The following is a 19571-nucleotide window of genomic DNA, read 5'->3' as shown; positions in this document are numbered from 1 at the left end:
AGCCTACTGGTCAGCGTGCCAACCAGCCTCCGTCGACCGCCAGCAGGTGCCCGTTGACGTAGTCGGAGGCGTCCGACGCCAGGAAGACGGCGGCGCCCACGAGATCCTCCGGCCTGCCCCAGCGCCCGGCCGGGATGCGGCCCCTGATCTCGGCCTCGCGCGCCGGGTCGTCCCAGAGCCGCTCGGTGTTGCCGGTCCTGATGTAGCCGGGGGCGATCGCGTTGACCTGCACCCCCGAGCCCGCCCACTCGCAGGCCAGCGCCCGCGTGAGCCCGGCGACGCCGTGCTTGGCCGCGGTGTAGCCGACGACGTTGACGCCGCCCTGGAAGGACAGCATGGAGGCGATCATGATGATCTTCCCGGAGCCCCGGGCGAGCATCCTCGCCCCGAGGACCTGGCTGAGCATGAAGACCGCGTCCAGGTTGACGTCGAGCACCTCCCGGAAGGACTCGTGGGAATGCTCGGCCGCCGGGGCCCTGCGGATGATCCCGGCGTTGTTGACCAGCACGTCGACCGGGCCCAGCCGCCCGGCCGCCTCGGGGACGGCCCGCGGGTCCGAAAGGTCGAGGACCCACCGGGAGGCCTGCCTGCCGGTCTTGCGGACCTCCGCCTCGACCTCGTCCAGGTCGTCGTCGCGACCGTGCAGCACGATGTCGGCCCCCGCCGCCGCCAGGCCCACGGCGAGGGCCCGGCCGATCCCGGTCCGCGCGCCGGTGACCAGCGCGGTCCTGCCCTCCAGAGAGAACATCAGCGCAGCTCGCCGATCTCGACCTGCTCCATGTCCTCGAAGGCCTGGTTCTCCCCGCCCATCGCCCAGACGAAGGAGTAGCTCCTCGTGCCGAAGCCGCAGTGCACCGACCAGGACGGGGAGACGACCGCCTGCCGGTCGGCGACGACGAGGTTGCGCGTCTCGTCGGGCCGTCCCATCAGGTGGATCACCCGCTCACCGGGCGGCAGGTCGAAGTAGAGATAGACCTCGGTCCTGCGCTCGTGGGTGTGGCAGGGCATGGTGTTCCACATGCTGCCGGGCTCCAGCACGGTCACGCCCAGCACGAGCTGGCAGCTCTGGATGCCCTTGGCGTGGATGTACTTGTAGATCGTCCGGTCGTTGGAACCGTCCTGACCGCCCAGCCGTACCGGCTCGGCGTCCTCCAGGGTCGCGGCGGCCGTCGGGAGGGTGGCGTGCGCGGGGGTGGAGACCAGATAGAAGGCGCCCCCCTCGAAGACCACCTCGCGGGCTCCCCTGCCGACGTAGAGGCACTCCTTGGAGGCCAGGGGGTACGCGGTGCCGTCGACGGTCACCGTGCCCGGCTCGCCGATGTTGACCACGCCGAGCTCACGGCGCTCCAGGAAGTACTCCGACCTGAGCGGGTCGGGACAGTGCAGTCTCAGCGGCCCGTCGCCCGGCAGGGCCCCGCCGACCACGATGCGGTCCTCGTGGGAGTAGAGCAGCCGGACCTCCCCCGGCACGAAGAGCTGCTCCACCAGGAACCGGCGGCGCAGCCAGTCGGTGGTCGCCCCGGTGACCTGGTCGGGTGCCGTGGCGTGCCGTACCTCCATCGCCCCTCCATGTTCTATTACATGAAATCGTAAGCTGCTACATAGAACACTGTGAGCATACAACGGCCCCCTTCCCAGCGCACTCACCGCGATTCCCGTTACGCGCGGGCGCCCGGAAAACGATCGCCGGAGTGAGAACCTTTCCCGCCGGAACCGGGTCTCACATATGGAGCATTTCCAAACGGACGGGGAACAAAGATGACGACCGGCATGGCACGCACGACGATCCGGCTGGTGGCGGCGGGCACGGTCGCGGGCACGCTCCTCGCGACCGCCCTCATGGGCGGCACCGCCCTCGCCGAGACGGACGGGGCGGGAAAGACCACCGCGGGGATCCCGAGGAACTTCCTGCTGCACGAGCCCCAGGCCCGCAAGCCGGTGAGGTATCCGGGCGAGGAGAAGTGGACCATCAGCGGCAGGCTGGGCGCGAACCTGGAGATCAACCCGTGCGGCCTGCGCCGCCCCGCCGACCGCGACCGGGTGGCCATGCGGACCGTCGACTACCAGGCCCCCGAGTACCACTCCGGCGAGCAGCTGGTGATCTACCGCTCCACGGCCGCCGCGCGCAGGGCGCTGGCCGGGCTCCTCGCGCAGGTCGAGCGGTGCGCCCGCGTCAAGTCCGAGGGCACGGTCACCAAGACCTGGGCCGAACCCGTCAGGGCCGGGGACCGGGCCGTGCGGATCGCCCTCCAGGGCTACGACGCCAAGGGCGTGCGTCCGGTCATCGGCGGGCAGCGGGCCGTCGTCGTCCGCGAGGGCCGGGCCGTCGCGATCTACCTGCTGGCGGGCGAGTACGGCAAGGTGCGCGGCTCCGACTTCACCAAGCAGCTGGGGGACGCCAGGAAGATGGCGGCCAAGGTCTGCTCCCTGCGCGGCGTCTGCTGACCGCCACGGGAAAACCCGCCGGACATCGCGAGAAGGGCCTTGCGTGGGAAGGGCCTTGCGCGAGAAGGGCCTTATGTGGGGAAGGCCCGGAAGGCCGGCGCCGGCGCCCGCAGCCCGTACGGCGGCGGGCGCGGCAGGGCGGAGGATCCGGGCGCCCGGTGGCCCGTACGGCGGCCGGTGAAGCCGCCGTACGGTGCGGGGGTCAGACCTCGACCACCACGGGGATGATCATCGGGCGGCGGCGGTAGGTGTCGCTCACCCAGCGCCCCACGGTCCTGCGGACCACGCGGCGGACCTGCTGGATGTCCACCACCCCGTCGGCCGCGTTGTCCTGCAGGGCCCTCTCGACCTGCGGCAGGATGTCGTCGAACATGGCCGGGTCGATGCCGGATCCCCTGGCGTGGATCTCCGGGCCCCCGGCGAGCTTGCCGGTGGCGGTGTCGACCACGATGACGATGGAGATGAAGCCCTCCTCGCCCAGGATGCGACGGTCCTTCAGCGCGAAGTCGGTGACGTCGCCCACCGAGGTGCCGTCCACGTAGACGTACCCGGCGGGAACCGCGCCCACGATCTTGGCCCGGCCGTCGACCAGGTCCACCACGACGCCGTCCTCGGCGATCACGATGTGGTCGTCCGGCACCCCGGTCAGCGCGGCCAGCTTGGCGTGCGCCCGCAGGTGACGCCACTCGCCGTGCACCGGCATGAAGTTGGACGGCCGCGTCAGGTTGAGCACGTACAGCAGCTCGCCGGCGGCGGCGTGCCCGGAGACGTGCACCTTCGCGTTGCCCTTGTGGACCACGCGGGCGCCCCAGCGCGACAACCCGTTGATCACGTTGTTGACCGCGGTCTCGTTGCCCGGCACCAGCGAGGAGGCCAGCAGGACCGTGTCGCCCTCGGCGATGCGGATCGGGTGGTCGCGGTTGGCCATGCGCGACAGCGCCGCCATCGGCTCGCCCTGGGACCCGGTGCAGATCAGCACCACGTCCTCCGGCGGCCAGCCCTCGATCTCCTTGGCGTCGACGATCAGGCCCGGCGAGACCCTCAGGTAGCCCAGGTCGCGGGCGACGCCCATGTTGCGCACCATCGAGCGCCCGACCAGCGCGACCTTGCGGCCGTGCTTCTCCGCCGAGTCGATGACCTGCTGGACGCGGTGGATGTGGGAGGCGAAGCTCGCCACGATCACGCGCTTGCTCGCGGTGCGGACGACCTCGTCGATGACCGGCGCGATCTCCCGCTCGCTGGTGACGAAGCCCGGCACCTCGGCGTTGGTCGAGTCGGACATCAGCAGGTCGACGCCCTCGGCGCCGAGCCTGGCGAACCCGCCCAGGTCGGTCAGCCGCCCGTCGCTGGGCAGCTGGTCCATCCTGAAGTCGCCGGTGTGCAGGACGATGCCCGCAGGCGTCCTGATCGCGACGGCCAGCGCGTCGGGGATGGAGTGGTTGACGGCGAGGAACTCGCACTCGAACGGCCCGAACCGGTGCCGCTCCCCCTCCACGACCTCGCGCTTGGTCGGCTGGATGCGGTGCTCGGTGAGCTTGGCCTCAATCAGCGCCAGCGTCAGCTTGGATCCCACGATCGGGATGTCGCGGCGCTCGCGCAGCAGGTAGGGCACGGCACCGATGTGGTCCTCGTGCGCGTGGGTCAGGACCACCGCCTCGACGTCGTCCAGGCGGTCCCGGATGTATTCGAAGTCGGGCAGGATCAGGTCGATGCCGGGCTGGTCGGGCTCGGGGAACAGCACCCCGCAGTCGACGATCAGCAGACGGCCTTCGTACTCGAACACGGCCATGTTGCGGCCGATCTCGCCGAGACCGCCCAGCGCGACGATGCGCAGGGCACCCTCGGGCAGCGCGGGCGGCAGCCCGAGTTCGGGGTGGGGGTGACTCATCCGGCCACACCTCTCTCAGAGGTCTCACATGCGACGGAGGCCCTCGTGGGCAGCAGGACTACTCCCTCGCCGAGCACTCCGTCCCCCAGCGGACCGTTGTGTCTTCTTTCTCGCAAACTCTCGTTCCTCCCGAATGCGGCCGGTGAGGGCCGCGGTGTTTTAACTCATGTCACAACTTCGTCGGACAGCTTCACACCGCCCGCGATCAAGTCTTCGCGCAGCTTCGCGAGCTGCTCCCGGGTCGCCTCCACGAGGGGCGGCCTCATCGGCCCCGCGGGCTGTCCGACCAGGGACAACGCCGCCTTCGCCATGATCGCTCCACCGGCCTGCATCATGATCGCGGAGACCACGGGGAGCAGCCTGCGGTGGACGGCGAGCGCGCCCGCGACGTCTCCTGCGTGGTACGCCTCGATCATCGCGGCGATCTCCGCGCCCACGACGTGGCCGATCACGCTGACGCACCCCACGGCCCCCACCGAGAGCCAGGGCAGGTTGAGCGTGTCGTCACCCGAGTAGTAGGCCAGGCCGGTGGACGCGATGACCTGCGACCCCTCGAACAGGTCGGCCTTGGCGTCCTTCACCGCGACGATCCGCTCGTGCCCGGCGAGCCGCGCCAGCGTCTCGCCCTGGATCGGCACGCCGCTCCGGCCGGGGATGTCGTAGAGCATCACCGGCAGGGCCGTCGCGTCCGCCACCGTGGTGAAGTGGCGGTAGATCCCTTCCTGGGGGGGCTTGCTGTAGTACGGCGTCACCAGCAGGAGACCGTGGGCTCCGGCGCGCTCGGCGGCTTTGGCCAGCCCCACGCTGTGGTGGGTGTCGTAGGTCCCGGCTCCGGCGACGACCGTGGCGCGGTCGCCGACCGCCTCGACGACGGCGCGCACGAGGCGCTCCTTCTCGTCGTCGGTGGTCGTCGGGGACTCCCCCGTCGTACCGCTCACGACGATTCCGTCGTTACGCTGCTCGTCCACCAGGTAGGTGGCGATGCGCCCCGCTGTCTCGTAGTCGACCGCTCCGTCACTCGTGAACGGTGTGACCATCGCGGTCAGCATGCGGCCGAAGGGGGCGTCGGAGGTTCCAGTTGGCGCTGCCATAGACCGAACGCTACCTGGATCCGCTGAAACGGTGGACCCCGCCACCCCGCCTAACCTCCGTCCACCGATGGGCCCAAGAGTGAACATCCCCCCGAGGTGCCCGCTGCACACCGTACACGCGGATATACACCGCCGCGGCGACGGACCCCGGCCGGAGCCCTCCGAGGGCCGTCCCAGGTCGCCACGCGAGGGCACGGAACGGCGACCGGGCAGGGCGTCACGGGCGGGCGGGACGGCCGGGGTCACCGGGACGCGGGTCCGGACGGTCTCCGCCGGAGGCCGAAAAGGGGAGGCCGGCCATCGTCGAGGGAGCGAGGCGGCCGGAAAACGACATCCACCGAGCCTGCGCCCGGTTACGTGAAATAACTAGAACTTTGTCCGTTTTATCAACGGCAAAGGCATCCTTGAACGAGAAAGAGGCCGCCGATATGTGCTCGGGGGTACACACATCGACGACCTCTACCGTTGAATCGGTGCTCCTTACGCGGGCGTTACAGGGTCTCTGAGATATTTTTGGCCACTTCTGGGAGCGGCGGTAAAGTTGGAGCTCCAAATCGGAGCCATTACCCTGCGTTGTGCATTGAATACGACAGGATGGGACAACGCCCCAGACCCCCAGGGATGGACACGTGGCAAGCTCCGATCCTGTCTACCTGCGCGTCGTCGCCGACATCCGGCGCCAGATCGTCGACGGCTCCCTTCTCCCCGGCGCCTCGATCCCCTCGCGCGCCCAGCTGACCAGAAAATACGGCGTGGGCGAGACGGCCGCCCGGCACGCGCTGCGCGTACTCGTCGCCGAGGGCCTGATCGTCGGCCGTGTCGGTTCCGGTCACTACGTACGAGAACGGCCGGTGCTGCTCCCCCTGCACCGATGGCGTTTCCACGACCACCACGCCCCCTTCGGCGCCGACATCCAGTCGCAGGGCACCCGGGCCACCTGGGACTGGCGGGCCGAGCCCGCCGGAGCCACCCCGGACATCGCCCACCGCCTCCGGCTGGACGAGTCGGCCCCCGTCACCCGCACCCAGTACGTCTTCCGCGGTGACGGCAAGCCGATCCAGCTGGCCACCTCCTACGAGCCCGCCGAGTTCGGCGAGACCGCCGAGGAGAGTCCCCGGAGCCTGATCGCCCGCCTGTCGGCCATCGGCGTCAAGGTCACCGAGATCGTCGAGCAGGTCTACACCCGCGTCCCGCAACCGGCCGAGAGCGACGCCCTCGCCCTGCCCGCGGGCGTGCAGGTCCTGCACGTCGAGCGCACCCACTGGGCCGGAGACCGCCCGGTGGAGACCAGCGACATCGTCATCCCCGGCGACCGCTTCCGCCTCGTCTACACCCACCCCCTGCACCCCTGACACCGCTTTCCCCCACACCCTGACGCCCCGGCCCGAAGGCCCGCACGGCCGGGGGCGGATCCTCCCCCTCTCGTAGCGCTCGTGGCGCGGCCACCCGCGTGCCACCCGCGTGCCACCCGTCGCGGCGCCCCGGAGGCCGTCACCCCGGCGAGGAAACGGTCATAAAGCTTTAAAACTCTCTTCAGCCCCAATATCCCCTCTGGCCTCACGTGTGACTGACCATGATCCGGTCACCTGACAGATCAGCCACGAAGAGGGACAACAGATGCGTAGATGGCGTGCGGCCGCAGTGATCGCGACGATCGGTGTCGCGATGGGGACACTGTCCGGGACGGCGTTCGCCGACGGGGACGGCGATGGCGACAGGCACCACCGCCGCGCCTTCGACCTGCAGGCCCACCGGGGCGGGCTGGGACTGGTCGTGGAGAGCACCCTCGCCTCGTTCGCCAACGGGCTGGAGCTCGGGGTCAGCACGCTCGAACTCGACGTGCAGATCACCGAGGACGGCAAGGCGGTCGTGACCCACGACCGGCAGATCAACGGCAAGAAGTGCCGGGACACCGCCCCCGCGTCCGACGGCGACCCCGAGTTCCCCTATGTCGGCAAGTTCATCAACACGCTGACCCTGGCGCAGGTCAGGACCATGGACTGCGGCAGCCAGACGCTGCCGGAGTTCCCCGGCCAGCGGCCGTCCCCCGGAGCCCGGATGCCCCTGCTGAGCGAGGTGTTCGACCTGGTCAAGCGCTACCACGCGCACGACGTCATGCTCAACGTCGAGACCAAGGTCGAGGCCGGGGCGCCGCAGCAGACGGCCCCCAGGGAGCAGTTCGTCCAGGTCACCGCGGCCGAGATCCGCAAGGCCGGGATGCGGCGCCAGGTCACGATCCAGAGCTTCGACTGGGGCTCCCTGATGCGGATGCGCCAGGTCGACCGGAAGCTGCCTCTCGTCGCCCTGACCAACAAGGACTTCCTCCAGACCGGACAGCCCGGCGCGTCCCCCTGGCTCGGCGGGATCGACATCGACGACTTCGGCGGCGACCCGCTCATGGCGATCAAGTCCTTCGGCGCGACCGCCTTCTCCCCCGTGCACGGCACCCCGCAGAACGGGAAGATCACCGACCCCGGCTACCAGCCCTACGTCACCAAGGAGATGGTCGACCAGGCGCACCGCCTCGGCATCAAGGTGATCCCGTGGACCGTCGACGACGAGCCGACGCTGAACAAGCTCATCGACGACGGCGTCGACGGCATCATCACCGACTACCCCGACCGCCTGCGGAAGGTGATGTCGGAGCGCGGGTTCAAGCTCCCCCGGCAGTACTCCCTCAGGTAGCCCCCGGCCGGGGTTCCCGCGCCGGCTTCCAGGCCGTCCCGACCGGGGCACCGCGCCGGTCTCGCGACCACACCGCCCCTCCTGGTGCCGGGTGGGCGGGGCGCTTGCGGAAAGGAGACGCTCCCCGGGCCGCTGTACGGCGGTCCCGCGCCGGTCCCCTCCGACCGATGCGGGACCGCCGCCCGCCCTCTCGCCGTCCGGCCGGAATGTCGGCGCCACCTGGTAGAACCGACCTGGTTTCCCGAGCCGGAGGTGCCGATTGCGCGTCAAGGACATGCCCGCCAACGACCAGCCGCGCGAGCGCCTCCTGGCCGGCGGGGCGACCGCGCTGGCCGACCGGGAGCTGCTCGCCCTGCTGATCGGCTCCGGCAGCCGGGGCACCAACGCGATGGAGCTCGCCTCCCACCTGATCGCCCACTGCGGCGACCTGCACGGCCTGGCCCGCTCCGACGCCCACCGCCTGATGCGGGTGCCCGGCATCGGCCCCGCGAAGGCCGCCCGGGTCATCGCCGCCTTCCATCTCGTACGGCAGGCGCAGGCGGAGCCCGAACGCCGCCGCGTCACCTGCTCCGGGGACCTGGCCGCCGTGGCGGCCCCGCTCCTGCGCGGCCTCAGCCACGAGCGGGTGGTGGTCGTGGTGTGCGACCCGAGCGGCGCGGTGACCCGCAGGGCGATCGTGAGCGAGGGCGGCAGCGACCACGCGCCCGCCCCGGTCCGCGAGATCATGAGCACCGTCCTCACCTCCGGCGGCTCCTCCTTCGGCCTGGCCCACAACCATCCCAGCGGCTCCCTCGACGCCAGCCCGGCGGACCTGGAGGTCACCGCCCGCCTGCGCGACGCCGCCGAGACCGTCGGCCTGCGTTTCCTCGACCACCTCGTCGTCACCGACACCGCCTGGCGCCGCGTCCCCCCGTGAGACCCGACGCGTTCCCGCGTGAGACCCGACGCGTTCCCGCGTGACAGGAGAGCCCGTGACGAGAGACGGAGCCCGGCAGGTGAGTGTGGGAAGGGACGCCTGCCGGGCCGCTGTCCGGCGGTCCCGCACCGGACCCTCCGACCGATGCGGGACCACCGCCCGACCTCCCTGGACGACATGGCCTCCTTCAGGGGGTCGGGGGCTCTTCGCGGGCGCCGGTCCGGGGTCGTCCCCCTCCCGGCGCCCGATCGTCAGTGGGCGGCGCCCATCAGGAGCCGAAGCCACAACTCCTGTGTCCGCTTGGCGACCACCCAGGGCGACTCGTGCACGACCACTCCCTTTCTCGCCCGTTCCGTTCGCCGTACGAACATCAGCCCGCCCGCCTGACAGAGCTCGTAGAAGGTGGGCAGGCAGTCACAGGTGTGCTCCTTGATCCGCGACCGGTCGGCCCTCGGCCGCTCGGGCCTCCAGTCGATCGGCTCGTAACCCACCTGCAACGGCGCCGCGTGATGCCCGTGATGCCGCCCGACCGGCACCCCCGCCACCACGAGGACTCCCATCCCCCACGTGCTCACCGAACAACCATAGTTCATGCGCTCACTAGTGGTCTAGAACACCTATGCATTGGTTGAGCAGGTGTCTAGTTTGTGGGTATACGTACCTTACGGTCTATGATGCGGGCATGCTTGACCGCGAAGGCCCCGTCCCGGTTTACAAACAGGTCGCCGAGATGATCCGTGCGCGTATCGAGACGGGCGATCTCGGCCTTGGTGAGGCCGTGCCCAGCGAGACGGAACTCGAAGTCGAGTACGGCATCGCCAGGACGACGGCACGTCGCGTCGCGAGGGAGTTGCGCGAGCAGGGCCTGGCATACACGGTCCAGGGAGAAGGAACCTTCGTCGGGGAGCCCGGAACTCCACGGCCGGAGGACCAGATCCCCGTATATCAGCAGATCGCAGCCAATATACGGCGTCAGATCCAGGCGGGCGAGCTACGCCCGAACCGGCGGGTGCCCAGCGAGAAAGAACTCATGCAGAAGCATGGTGTCGCCAAGGCCACCGTGCGCCAGGCGATGGCGTTCCTGCGCGACCAGGGATGGGTCTTCACCGTGTCGTATCGCGGCACATACGTGACGCCTGTCGAAGACTGGCCCGAGGCGACAAAGTAACAACTTTGCCCACAAACTCATCTCTGTAGGTCTAGCACTCATAGCGCCTGGTTACATCGGTCACCCCGCTCAGTTTCTCGAACTAGCGTATGGCCGTGCTGGATCACGAGGGTGACACCCACCTCTACGTTCAATTGGCCGAGCTCATACGACTGTCCATCGCGAACGGGCGTCTGTCGCCGGGCGATCCCGTGCCGAGCGAGGCAGATCTCCAAGACGAGTTCGGTTATTGCCAGGACCACGGCTCGACGAGCCGTCAAGCTCCTCCGTGATGACGGTCTCGTCCATACCGTGCAGGGTCACGGCACATTTGTCGGCTTACCGGGCGAAGTACACCGCCGACCACGGAAAACCCCTCGCTACCGGAATGTCGCGAACGATTTGCTCGACCGCATCCGCCAAGGCGAGTTCAAACCACGTCGTCCGCTTCCAAGTGAAAGCACTTTGACGAAGCAACACAACGTCGCCCGGGAGACGGTTCGTCGCGCGATCGCTGTCCTGAGGGAACAGGGATGGGTCTACACCGTCCCTCAACGCGGCACCTACGTGTCACAGCCCGAGAAATGGCCCCGGGAGCAGGAGAGCCCCTGAAGTCAGGGGTGGGGGCGGGAGCGGAGGGCTTCGAGGGCTCGGTCGGCGTGGGCCTCCATGGAGGACTCGCTGTGGATCACTTCCAGGAGACGGCGGTCCACGTCGATGACGAAGGTCATCCGGCGGGTGAGGAGAACGAACCCACCGCGCCGGCCACGGCGGGCGCCGAAGCGCGGGCCGCTGGTCACCGGACCCGGCCGGGCGTCATCGGAGTTCGTAGACCAGGGACGTTTTCCCGGGGCCGTCGCCGTGCTGGGCGTGGACCCACAGGTGGGTGGTGCCGGGCGCCGGAGCGATGTCCACGATGCGGGCGGGCGGATCGCCTCGCGGAAGAGCAGACCTCCTCCATTCGCCGTCGCGCAGGTTGAGCACGTAGGGCGTTCCGTCGGCGGGATTGGCGGCGATCCACACACCGCCGACGGGGTCGGTGCGCACAGCCGTCAGTCCTGTGTGGTGGTCCACATCGAGTCTCACCTGGTTCCACGCCGCGCCGTTCCAGTGGAGGACGACCGGACGGGCACCGTCGGCCCAACCGGGGCCGACCGCCCACGCGTCGTTCCCCGGCCCCGCCGCCAGACCGCTCAACCGGCCGAGGAAGGGACGTCCATGGCAACCGGGCCGGGTGAGAGCCGGAGTGCACGGTAGTGGGGTCACGCTCCATCGCTCGCCGTCCCAGTGCAGCGTTCTGGGCCAGCCCCTGTCGTCGACCACCCACACGTCGTCGGGGCCGACCGCCACCATGACCAGGTCCGTCGCCTCCGGGGGTGTTTTCCGGCGCAGATCCGTGCCGTCCCAATGAGCCATGTCCGGAGGAGGTCCCTCGGGGCCGCCTCCCTGCGCGAGCCATACGTCGTTCTCGTCGACGACGGCGAAGTCGCCGGTCCAGTCCAGGTGGCGGGGACGATGATGCGTCCAGCGGCCACCGGAGAACTGCCAGAGGTGCTGGGTCGAATCATCCCATTCGTTCGGCACGTGGTTGATCACCAACACCGCGTCGCCGGACGCGGAGGCGCCGACGTCGATGTATCCGGCCTTTTTCAGTTGGCCGGGCAGGCTGCCGACGGGATTCCAGCCGGAGGTGTTCCAGTGCAGCAACGACGTGCCGGGGCGCCCTTCGTCGGTGACGAACAGCCATGCCTGGTTTCCCGCGAGGGGAACGACCCGGTGCGTGGTGCCGGCCGCCGCGGGTTCGGCCGCGTGTCTCAGGTGCCAGCGGGAGGTCAGCTCACCGATCCGCTGCACGTCGGCCGGGCCGCCCCGGCCCGACGCGTCTCCCGTCAGCAGGCCCGCGATCAACAGAGCGGAGAGCGCTATCCGCCATCCCGATTCATTGCTCATGACTCAGATCTTCGTGCGACACCCGTGTTCGCGGGACCTCAACATGGGAGATCACGAAGTGCCGCCGGAGCGTCAGGGGGCTTTCGCGCGCTCCGGTCACGGGTGCGGGCGGGAGCGGAGGGCTTCCAGTGCCCGGTCGGCGTGGGCCTCCATGGAGCTCTCGCTGTGGATCACTTCCAGGACGCGGCGGTCCACGTCGATGACGAAGGTCATCCGGCGGGTGAGGAAGGGGCCCACCGCGACGGCGCGGCGGACGCCGAAGCGCCGGGCGACGGTGCCGTCGGGGTCGGAGAGCAGGGGATAGCCCAATTGGTTGACCTGGGCGAACTTCGCCTGACGGTCGACCCGGTCGCGGCTGATCCCGATCCTGGTCGCCCCCACGGCGGCGAAGTCGGCCGCCAGGTCGCGGAAGTGGCAGCTCTCGGCCGTGCATCCGGAGGTCATGGCCGCCGGATAGAAGAAGAGCACCACCGGCCCCTTGGCCAGGAACTCACTGAGCCGCCTCCGCGTGCCCGTCTCGTCGAGGAGCTCGAAGTCCTCGACCGCATCTCCCACCGAGAGGCTCACGCCCACGAGTCATCTCCTTATGTCATCGGAGGATCTCCGCTCGCCCCTGGCCGTCGCGATCGGGCGAGAGTGGAAGTCGGAGTCCCAACCTCATTTCTAAGCGATTCACCGGCCAAGCGACAGGCCCATAACCGACCCACCCTGGAATATCCGTTCTCATCCCTCAGAAACCCCACGAATCACTGCTGCCCCCTCAGTCCCCGCTCCGGCCCCGCCCTCTGCGCACGTGCGGGTGCACGACGGCGAGCGCGAGAAGTGTGAAGACCGGGGCGGCCACACCGGCCCAGGGCGGCGCGAGACGCAGGAGCAGGGACGAGCAGAGGGCACCGAGGACGAGGGCGACGACGATGGCGGCGCGACGCCGGTTGTCGGTGGACCAGCCCGACGCCGAGGTCTCGAACAGCGAGGTGAGGGTGCCCGTGACGAACGTGGCCGTGATGCCGGCGAGGTTGACCCTGCGGGCCGCGGCGGCCTGCATGCCCATGGCGCAGGATCCCGCCCCGATCAGCGCGAGGATCACCTCCGGGCCGGGTGCGCCCCCGCTGAGAGCCCAGCCGGACAGGAAGGCGACCTGGAGGGCCAGGCCGGCCCACAGGAGCCTGACGACGGCCGACGGCCACAACGCGTTCCGCTTTTCCCGCCCCGGCATCGTGAAGCCGACGAGAAGGCCCACGCAGAACCCCACGCAGGCGAGTCCGGACCGCAGCGCGTGAAGCCCCCAGTCCTCGCGGCCGGCCAGGGCGAAGAGGATGAGATTGCCGGTCATGTTCGCGGTGAAGACACCGCCGAGCCCGAGAAAGGCGATCGCGTCCGTCGCCCCCGCCGCCAGCGTCAGCAGCACGAGAGCGACATGACTCCGCCGCTGGACGGACCTCGTCCCAGGCGTCCGTATCGAACCGGACGCGGAAGGCGGGCCGACGGGTGTCGAGGGGTCTTCTCCCTCACCGCGAGTCATGGGGCTGATCGGACATCTGCCGTCCTCCGGGGTCATGCGGTTACCAGCGCATGATGCATTTTCCCAGCTCGGAGCGTTTTCACCCGGCTTCTCACCTTCGGACGTGGTTGACGCGACGCTTCTTTCCAAGTCGACCTCACGCTCGCGGAGGATCGTCCTATCCTGGTCGCATGCCGTACATCGAGGATCGGATCGACACCGTCGAAGCCGATATCACCGAGATCAAGAACCGTCTCGGCGTGCTGGAACGTTCGACCGGCAACATCGAGAAGAACACCGCCGTGATGCGAGGTGACATCGCCGAACTCAAAGCCGGGCAGATCGAGATCCGCGACCTGCTCGCCCGTGTCGTCGCGCGACCGGAGAACGTGGCCTCGTGATCCGTACGAGGTCCGGACGGCAATGAGCCCCGGCCCGGGGAAGGCCGGGGCTTTCGTGTGCCACCGGCCAGGCGTTCAGAACACCGGGATGATGTCCTCCGGGTCGAGGGCGTCGACCCGGACGCCGTCGATGTCGAGTTCGGGGATGGCGGGGAACTCGATGCCCCAGCGTTCGACGATGGCGCGGATCCTGGCCATGGCCACCCGCCAGTTGTCGGCCTGTTCCTCGTACGAGAGCACGCCGAGGCCCGCGTCGCGGGCGTGGTCCATCAGGACGCGGTGGTTGTGCAGGAAGTACGGCGGCAGCTCCCAGAAGCCGCCGGGAGGCTCCCAGAGGATCATGGAGAGGAAGACGAAGCCCGCGCGCAGCTGGCGGGTGATCAGGGAGCGGGTGTCGTCGGTGAGGCCCGGCCACTCGTTCTCCAGGATGGTCATGCAGATCTGCAGGTGGCGCGACTCGTCGCGGCCGATGCGGTGGAACATGTCGCCGAAGACGGGGTGCCTGGTCGCGGTGGCCATCCCCCGGAACAGGGTGGACGCGGCCATCTCCCCCATCATGAAGCTGGTGAACAGCACCGGCAGGCTGTACCTGCCGACGGCTCCGCTGTAGCCCGTCCAGTAGCGGCCGCCGTTGTGGTAGAGCCAGCCGATGTTGTTGTGGGCGGCCTTCTCCAGGTCGCCGGCCGGGGTCCAGTCGAGCGGCCCGCCCGGCCAGAGCTTGGCGATGGTGCGCTGGCAGCACTCCTCGTGGTTCATCTCGTCACGGGTGATCGAGAAGAAGCACTTCCTGACCGGGTCCTCCTCGTGCTTCTCGAACGCCTGGATGGTGGCGCGGGCGAAGACGGCCGGGCCCGAGGCGTCGAAGTTGGCGAGCACCGAGAACCAGTACATGATCCCGAGCCGCTGCTCGTGGGTGAAGTCGCTCGCCCGCAGATCGTCCCAGGGCAGGTCGGCCGGGTTCCAGACCGTACGCTTGGACTTCTCGTAGATGGCGGCGAGTTTCTCGGTCTCGACCCGCCACTCCATCGGGTAGATGTTCGGCTGAGGGATCTCGGGGGCGGGCCAGAAACCGCCCTCGGGAATCGTCAGGTCCGCCATGGCCGCACCCCCTGTGACAGCTTCGTTTCACATCTTGCGCCCGTATGTCACGTCTTTCAAGGACGCCCGGGGCCCGGCGCGCCCACAGGCTCAGGAGCGGGCCCGCTGCGTCAGGGCGACGCACGCGAGGACGGCCAGCGCCGCCGCGATGGTGACCGGGCCGAAGAGCTCGCCGAGCAGCAGCCAGGCCCACAGCAGCGTCAGCAGCGGCTGGGCGAGCTGGGTCTGCCCGGCGCGGGCGATGCCACCCATGGCCAGGCCCGCGTACCAGGGGATGAAGCCGAGGAACATCGAGACCAGGCCGACGTACGCGAATCCGGCCAGGGAGGCGGCGGTGGGCAGCGGGTCGGTGGTGAGCGCGAGCGCGACGGCGATCGGGACGGTCAGCGGGGCGGCGAGGACGAGGGTGTGGGAGATCACCCGCCAGCCGGGGGTCTCGCGGGCCAGGCGCCCGCCCTCGGTGTAGCCGACCGCGGCCGACAGCAGCGCGCCGACGAGCAGCAGGTCGGCCCCGGTGACGCGGCCGCCGCCCATGCTGAGGGTGAAGGCGGTGATCGACACGGCCCCGAGGCCGCAGGACACCCAGAACAGCGCCCTGGGCCACTCCCCCGCCCGCAGCACCGCGCAGGCGGCGGTGGCCGCGGGCAGCAGCCCGATCACCACGGCGGCGTGCGAGGTGGAGGCCCCGGCGTGGAGCGCCAGGCCGCTGAAGAGGGGGAAGCCGAACACCACACCCGCCACGATGACCCCGTACGACCGCAGCTGGGACCTGGGCGGCAGCAGCGGCACCCTGGCCGCGAGCAGGAAGGCCGCCGCCGCGACGGCCGCGACGGCGGCCCGGCCGACCGCCACCAGGTAGGGGTCGAAGCCCTCCATCGCGAAGACCGTCGCCGGGAACGACCCCGAGAACGCCAGCACCCCGAGCCCGGCCAGCAGGGTGCCCCGCCACGCCCTGCCGCGCGCCTCGGGCGGCACCGCGCCGGCGGGCCGCCGGTCGTGCCGCGCCTCTCTCGGGGACACCACCCGCACCGGCGAGACCGTACCCGCCGCTATCCGATTTGGCACGATAGCGCTACTCTTTTCACTCATGAACGACGATAGCAGTATCGTCCGGCTCACCGCCACGCTCCGTGATGAGGTGTCGCGGCTCCGTCCGGGCGACCGGCTGCCGTCGAGCCGGGAGCTGGTCCGGCTGCACAACGTGAGCCCGGTGACCGTGTCGCGCGCGATCGGCAGGCTCACCGCCGAGGGGCGAGTGATCACCAGGCCGGGCAGCGGGGCCTACGTGGCTCCGGCGATCACGCGGGGCGCCGACAGCGCCGACATGTCGTGGCAGACGGTGGCGCTCGGCGACCGGGTGGTGGACGACAGCGAGGTCAGCGGCCTGCTCACCTCGCCGCCCGAGGGAGTCATCCCGCTCACCGGCGGCTACCTCAACCCGGCGCTGCGCCCCTCCAGGGCCCTGTCGGCCGCCGCCTCCCGGGCGCTGCGCCGCCCCGACGTCTGGGCGATGCCGCCGCTGACCGGCCTCCCCGAGCTGCGCAGATGGTTCGCCCAGGAGCTGGGCGGCGACGTCACCCCGTCGGACGTGCTGGTCGTCAGCGGCGGGCAGGCGGCGCTCGTCCACGCCTTCCGCGCCCTCGCGGCCCCCGGCACGCCCGTGCTCGTCGAGACCCCCACCTACCCGGGCGCGCTCGCGGCGGCGCGGGCCGCCGGGCTGCGCGCGACGGCCGTACCCATGGACCGCGACGGGGTACGGCCCGAACTCCTCGCGGAGGCGTTCGCCGTGACCGGCGCGCGGGTCTTCCTCTGCCAGCCGACCCTGCACAACCCCACCGGCGCGACCCTGCCCCTGGAGCGGCGCGAGCAGGTGCTGGCGATCGCCCGTGCCGCCGGGGCGTTCGTGATCGAGGACGACTACGCCCGCTACTTCACCACCGCCCCCGTACCTCCGCCGATGGTCGCGCTGGACGCCCACGGCACGGTCGTGCACGTCAACTCGCTGACCAAGGTCCTGTCGCCGAGCCTGCGGGTGGCCGGGGTCGTCGCCCGGGGCCCCGCCGCCCGGCGGCTCCGGGCGAGCCAGCTCGTGGAGTCGTTCTTCGTGGCCAGGCCGCTCCAGGAGACGGCGCTGGAGTTCGTCGGCTCACCCGCCTGGCGGCGCCACCTGGCCGCGCTGGGCACCGAGCTGGCGCTGCGCAGGGACACCCTCGCCGCCGCCCTGACCGCCCGCGTGCCCGGCGCCGGGATCCACCTCGTCCCCCGCGGCGGCCTGCACCTGTGGGTACGGCTCCCCGAGGACCGGGACGAGGAGGCCGTGGTGGAGGCGGCCGGGAGGGCGGGCGCGCTGGTGAGTCCCGGGCGCATCTACTACCCGGCCGAGCCGCCGGGGCCGCGCATCAGGGTGACCCACTCGGCGGCCGTCCACACGGCCGAGCTGGTCGAGGGCGTCCGCAGGCTGGCGACGGCCCTGGAGTCCCCCGACCGCCCCTGACCTGTCCCCTACGTGACACCGTGACCAAGGAGCTGGAGCTCCTGAAGATCTGGGTCGAAACCTGACCCGTCCCTTACGTGACACCACGACTCCGGCCGTCCTCTCGCGGGGGGCCGGGGACGCCCCCTGCCCCCGAACCCCCGCGAGAGGGCGGTCAGGTGGCCGCGAAGACCTCGTGGTGGGTGACGGTGAGCTCGCGCTCGACCAGGAAGCGGTCGTCCTCGTCGTAGAAGACGGCGCGCGACGGATCGTCCCCGGCGAAGGCCGTGATCGCCTCCCACGACTCCCAGAGCGAGGTCAGCAGGAACTCGGCCCGCTCCCCCACGTCGCGGCGGGTGAAGCACACCCCCCGGTTGCCCTCGGTCGAGGTGTAGCCGACGTATCCGGTGGCCAGCAGGTAGCTCTCATAGGCGGCGGCGTCCTCGGCGCGGGTCCAGCCTCTCCACACCCTCATGATCATGGTCTCTCCTCCGATCCGACGGGGACGACGCACGCCTGCCGGTCTCCTTGAACGCGAGATAGGCCAGGTACCACACGACAACCTCCTTAGAACACCACCTATCAACCTATGACGGTGTCGCAGCGAACACAACCCCCTAATGACGTACAGTGGTTGCGAAGAGGGAAGAGGTGAGCGAACGACATGAACGACCCCTCCGAACTGGTGATCGACTTCGTGAACACGTACGACGTCGAGGAGGAGAGCGACTCGATCCCCTCCCCCGCCGCGCTGACTGCCTGGCTGAGCAGGCGAGAGCTGATCGGCCCGGAGGACGCGGCCGACGAGCGGGACCTGGCGACGGCCGTCGATCTCCGCGAGGCCCTCCGCGAGGCCCTCCGCCACAACCACGACCGCCCCGCCGGGACCGGCACGGAACACGGCGCCCCTGAGACCGGGCTGTCGCGGCCCTTCGCCGCCCTCCCGCTGCGTGTCGCGCTGACGGCCGGGGGGCCGGTGCTCGAACCGGTCTCGACGGGGGTCCCCGGCGGGCTGGCCGGGATCGCCGCCGCCGTGATGAGCGCCCGTTCCGAGGGGATGTGGCCGCGCCTGAAGGTCTGTACCGAGAGCACCTGCCAGTGGGCGTTCGTCGACTCGTCCAAGAATCGTTCGCGGTCGTGGTGTTCCATGAGGGTCTGCGGCAACCGCACGAAGACAAGGGCATATCGGGCCCGACGGCAGATGGAGCCGGGTTCACGTCATCTCTGAGTCGGATTCCCCGATACGGTGTAAGAGCCTGCCTCACGGATCCACCCGCCTGATGCCCGCTCGCGTGGCACGAGATCCACGAGACAGCGCGTTCCGAGGCGACGGCAGACGGCAGAGAAGGAGCGGGCCGAGATGGCAGACGTAGGCGTGCGGGCGGCTCGGCACGAGGATGTCGCCGCGGTGACGGGCACCCAGATCCGCGCGTGGAAGTACGGCTACCGGGATTTCCTTCCCGAAGGACCGCTGGAGCAGATGACCGGCCCGGCGGCCGAGAACATGTGGCGCCAGCAGTGGGACGACGCGATCACCTCGCCGCCCAGCCGCCGGCACCGCGTGCTGGTGGCCGTGGAGCAGGTCGTCCTCGACACCGACGCCTTCCCGGCGCTCGGTCCCGGCGGCATCGAGGCGATGGCCGCGCTGCAGGGCGCGGAGAAGGTCGCCGGTCTGGCCTCACACGCCCCGGCCGAGGACCCCGACCTCGACCCGACCACCGCCGGGGAGATGCTCACCTTCCTGATCGACCCCGACCACGTCCGGCGCGGCCACGGCAGCCGGCTGCTGAACGCCACGGTCGACTACCTCCGTGACGACGGCTACCACACCATCGTGACCTGGGTCTTCGCCGACAACTACGCGGTGCTCGGCTTCCTGGAGTCCGCCGGGTGGGGCGCCGACGGGGCCGAGCGGGTCATCGACATGGGCCGTACGGTGCGGATGATCCGCCTGGCGACCGACATCAGCTAGAACC

22 protein-coding genes are annotated in these 19571 nt (G+C 70.2%); 11 read left to right on the top strand and 11 right to left on the bottom strand.

Annotated features, from left to right (window positions below; all coding sequences use genetic code 11):
• Positions 1–10 precede the first annotated feature (10 nt).
• Positions 11–748, bottom strand: a complete 738-nt coding sequence (locus AC5L38_RS12505) for an SDR family oxidoreductase (protein WP_495242928.1) — start codon at positions 746–748, stop codon at positions 11–13.
• Positions 748–1560: a 5-dehydro-4-deoxy-D-glucuronate isomerase gene (gene kduI / locus AC5L38_RS12500; RefSeq protein WP_495242927.1), complete on the bottom strand. Its 813-nt coding sequence runs from the start codon at positions 1558–1560 to the stop codon at positions 748–750. The genes AC5L38_RS12505 and kduI overlap by 1 nt, the downstream gene beginning before the upstream one ends.
• 210 nt (positions 1561–1770) lie before the next feature.
• Here kduI and AC5L38_RS12495 point away from each other — a divergent pair, with 210 nt between their 5' ends.
• Positions 1771–2445: a hypothetical protein gene (locus AC5L38_RS12495; RefSeq protein ID WP_495242926.1), complete on the top strand. Its 675-nt coding sequence runs from the start codon at positions 1771–1773 to the stop codon at positions 2443–2445.
• 202 nt (positions 2446–2647) lie between these two features.
• Here AC5L38_RS12495 and AC5L38_RS12490 read toward each other — a convergent pair whose 3' ends face one another.
• Positions 2648–4333 carry a ribonuclease J gene (locus AC5L38_RS12490; protein WP_495242925.1) on the bottom strand — a complete coding sequence of 562 codons (1686 nt, stop codon included), beginning with the start codon at positions 4331–4333 and terminating at the stop codon, positions 2648–2650.
• A gap of 164 nt (positions 4334–4497) precedes the next feature.
• Positions 4498–5424: a 4-hydroxy-tetrahydrodipicolinate synthase gene (gene dapA, locus AC5L38_RS12485; protein ID WP_495242924.1), complete on the bottom strand. Its 927-nt coding sequence runs from the start codon at positions 5422–5424 to the stop codon at positions 4498–4500.
• Between the two features lie 629 nt (positions 5425–6053).
• Between dapA and AC5L38_RS12480 the strand changes: the two genes are divergently transcribed.
• The 3 genes from AC5L38_RS12480 to AC5L38_RS12470 all read left to right on the top strand — a co-directional run bounded on the left by AC5L38_RS12480 (position 6054) and on the right by AC5L38_RS12470 (position 9025).
• A complete protein-coding gene (locus AC5L38_RS12480; RefSeq protein ID WP_495242923.1) occupies positions 6054–6776 on the top strand; it encodes a GntR family transcriptional regulator in 723 nt (240 codons plus the stop codon).
• Positions 6777–7041: 265 nt separating this feature from the next.
• Positions 7042–8109, top strand: a complete 1068-nt coding sequence (locus AC5L38_RS12475) for a glycerophosphodiester phosphodiesterase family protein (RefSeq protein ID WP_495242922.1) — start codon at positions 7042–7044, stop codon at positions 8107–8109.
• Between the two features lie 259 nt (positions 8110–8368).
• The gene (locus tag AC5L38_RS12470; protein ID WP_495242921.1) at positions 8369–9025 is read left to right on the top strand and encodes a JAB domain-containing protein; all 657 of its coding nucleotides are present in this window, start codon (positions 8369–8371) and stop codon (positions 9023–9025) included.
• 251 nt (positions 9026–9276) lie between these two features.
• Here AC5L38_RS12470 and AC5L38_RS12465 read toward each other — a convergent pair whose 3' ends face one another.
• A complete protein-coding gene (locus AC5L38_RS12465) occupies positions 9277–9600 on the bottom strand; it encodes a hypothetical protein (protein ID WP_362677585.1) in 324 nt (107 codons plus the stop codon).
• A 107-nt stretch (positions 9601–9707) separates the two neighbouring features.
• Between AC5L38_RS12465 and AC5L38_RS12460 the strand changes: the two genes are divergently transcribed.
• From AC5L38_RS12460 to AC5L38_RS12450, 3 genes are all read left to right on the top strand, one after another.
• Positions 9708–10193, top strand: coding sequence for a GntR family transcriptional regulator (locus tag AC5L38_RS12460; protein ID WP_495242920.1), 486 nt, complete (start codon positions 9708–9710; stop codon positions 10191–10193).
• 95 nt (positions 10194–10288) lie between these two features.
• Positions 10289–10465 carry a GntR family transcriptional regulator gene (locus AC5L38_RS12455; protein WP_495242919.1) on the top strand — a complete coding sequence of 59 codons (177 nt, stop codon included), beginning with the start codon at positions 10289–10291 and terminating at the stop codon, positions 10463–10465.
• 19 nt (positions 10466–10484) lie between these two features.
• Positions 10485–10784: a GntR family transcriptional regulator gene (locus tag AC5L38_RS12450; RefSeq protein ID WP_495242918.1), complete on the top strand. Its 300-nt coding sequence runs from the start codon at positions 10485–10487 to the stop codon at positions 10782–10784.
• A gap of 204 nt (positions 10785–10988) precedes the next feature.
• Here AC5L38_RS12450 and AC5L38_RS12445 read toward each other — a convergent pair whose 3' ends face one another.
• The 3 genes from AC5L38_RS12445 to AC5L38_RS12435 all read right to left on the bottom strand — a co-directional run bounded on the left by AC5L38_RS12445 (position 10989) and on the right by AC5L38_RS12435 (position 13530).
• On the bottom strand, positions 10989–12122 hold the full coding sequence (locus AC5L38_RS12445; RefSeq protein ID WP_495242917.1) for a hypothetical protein: 1134 nt from the start codon (positions 12120–12122) through the stop codon (positions 10989–10991).
• Positions 12123–12218: 96 nt separating this feature from the next.
• Positions 12219–12695, bottom strand: a complete 477-nt coding sequence (locus AC5L38_RS12440) for a peroxiredoxin (RefSeq protein ID WP_495242916.1) — start codon at positions 12693–12695, stop codon at positions 12219–12221.
• Positions 12696–12882: 187 nt separating this feature from the next.
• Entirely contained in the window at positions 12883–13530 is a 648-nt protein-coding gene (locus tag AC5L38_RS12435; protein ID WP_495242915.1) for a YoaK family protein, read from the bottom strand.
• A 284-nt stretch (positions 13531–13814) separates the two neighbouring features.
• On the opposite strand from AC5L38_RS12435, the gene AC5L38_RS12430 reads away from it, so the two are divergent.
• A complete protein-coding gene (locus tag AC5L38_RS12430) occupies positions 13815–14024 on the top strand; it encodes a hypothetical protein (RefSeq protein WP_495242914.1) in 210 nt (69 codons plus the stop codon).
• Positions 14025–14099: 75 nt separating this feature from the next.
• On the opposite strand, the gene AC5L38_RS12425 is transcribed toward AC5L38_RS12430, so the two are convergent.
• Together AC5L38_RS12425 and AC5L38_RS12420 are read right to left on the bottom strand one after the other, a co-directional pair.
• Positions 14100–15122, bottom strand: coding sequence for a hypothetical protein (locus AC5L38_RS12425; protein ID WP_495242913.1), 1023 nt, complete (start codon positions 15120–15122; stop codon positions 14100–14102).
• 90 nt (positions 15123–15212) lie between these two features.
• A complete protein-coding gene (locus AC5L38_RS12420; RefSeq protein ID WP_495242912.1) occupies positions 15213–16187 on the bottom strand; it encodes a DMT family transporter in 975 nt (324 codons plus the stop codon).
• Positions 16188–16209: 22 nt separating this feature from the next.
• Here AC5L38_RS12420 and AC5L38_RS12415 point away from each other — a divergent pair, with 22 nt between their 5' ends.
• A complete protein-coding gene (locus AC5L38_RS12415; RefSeq protein WP_495242911.1) occupies positions 16210–17616 on the top strand; it encodes an aminotransferase-like domain-containing protein in 1407 nt (468 codons plus the stop codon).
• Positions 17617–17770: 154 nt separating this feature from the next.
• Here the strand turns inward: AC5L38_RS12415 and AC5L38_RS12410 are convergent, their stop codons facing one another.
• Positions 17771–18076 (bottom strand): hypothetical protein, encoded by a 306-nt coding sequence (locus AC5L38_RS12410; protein ID WP_495242910.1) that lies wholly within the window; start codon positions 18074–18076, stop codon positions 17771–17773.
• A 183-nt stretch (positions 18077–18259) separates the two neighbouring features.
• Between AC5L38_RS12410 and AC5L38_RS12405 the strand changes: the two genes are divergently transcribed.
• Together AC5L38_RS12405 and AC5L38_RS12400 are read left to right on the top strand one after the other, a co-directional pair.
• Positions 18260–18823, top strand: coding sequence for a CGNR zinc finger domain-containing protein (locus AC5L38_RS12405; protein ID WP_495242909.1), 564 nt, complete (start codon positions 18260–18262; stop codon positions 18821–18823).
• A 132-nt stretch (positions 18824–18955) separates the two neighbouring features.
• Positions 18956–19567 (top strand): GNAT family N-acetyltransferase, encoded by a 612-nt coding sequence (locus tag AC5L38_RS12400; protein ID WP_389912422.1) that lies wholly within the window; start codon positions 18956–18958, stop codon positions 19565–19567.
• The last annotated feature ends 4 nt before the right edge of the window (positions 19568–19571 follow it).

It is taken from the genome of Streptosporangium nanhuense, assembly GCF_059358815.1.
This window is presented reverse-complemented; position numbering and strand designations above follow the sequence as displayed.

Excerpts from the sequence above, each read along its gene's own strand:
- AC5L38_RS12410 (WP_495242910.1), bottom strand. The coding sequence starts at position 18,076 with ATGATCATGAGGGTGTGGAGAGGCTGGACCCGCGCCGAGGACGCCGCC.
- AC5L38_RS12475 (WP_495242922.1), top strand. The coding sequence starts at position 7,042 with ATGCGTAGATGGCGTGCGGCCGCAGTGATCGCGACGATCGGTGTCGCG.
- AC5L38_RS12445 (WP_495242917.1), bottom strand. The coding sequence starts at position 12,122 with ATGAGCAATGAATCGGGATGGCGGATAGCGCTCTCCGCTCTGTTGATC.
- dapA (WP_495242924.1), bottom strand. The coding sequence starts at position 5,424 with ATGGCAGCGCCAACTGGAACCTCCGACGCCCCCTTCGGCCGCATGCTG.
- kduI (WP_495242927.1), bottom strand. The coding sequence starts at position 1,560 with ATGGAGGTACGGCACGCCACGGCACCCGACCAGGTCACCGGGGCGACC.
- AC5L38_RS12460 (WP_495242920.1), top strand. The coding sequence starts at position 9,708 with ATGCTTGACCGCGAAGGCCCCGTCCCGGTTTACAAACAGGTCGCCGAG.
- AC5L38_RS12405 (WP_495242909.1), top strand. The coding sequence starts at position 18,260 with ATGAACGACCCCTCCGAACTGGTGATCGACTTCGTGAACACGTACGAC.
- AC5L38_RS12490 (WP_495242925.1), bottom strand. The coding sequence starts at position 4,333 with ATGAGTCACCCCCACCCCGAACTCGGGCTGCCGCCCGCGCTGCCCGAG.
- AC5L38_RS12505 (WP_495242928.1), bottom strand. The coding sequence starts at position 748 with ATGTTCTCTCTGGAGGGCAGGACCGCGCTGGTCACCGGCGCGCGGACC.
- AC5L38_RS12495 (WP_495242926.1), top strand. The coding sequence starts at position 1,771 with ATGGCACGCACGACGATCCGGCTGGTGGCGGCGGGCACGGTCGCGGGC.
- AC5L38_RS12400 (WP_389912422.1), top strand. The coding sequence starts at position 18,956 with ATGGCAGACGTAGGCGTGCGGGCGGCTCGGCACGAGGATGTCGCCGCG.
- AC5L38_RS12415 (WP_495242911.1), top strand. The coding sequence starts at position 16,210 with ATGAACGACGATAGCAGTATCGTCCGGCTCACCGCCACGCTCCGTGAT.
- AC5L38_RS12425 (WP_495242913.1), bottom strand. The coding sequence starts at position 15,122 with ATGGCGGACCTGACGATTCCCGAGGGCGGTTTCTGGCCCGCCCCCGAG.
- AC5L38_RS12430 (WP_495242914.1), top strand. The coding sequence starts at position 13,815 with ATGCCGTACATCGAGGATCGGATCGACACCGTCGAAGCCGATATCACC.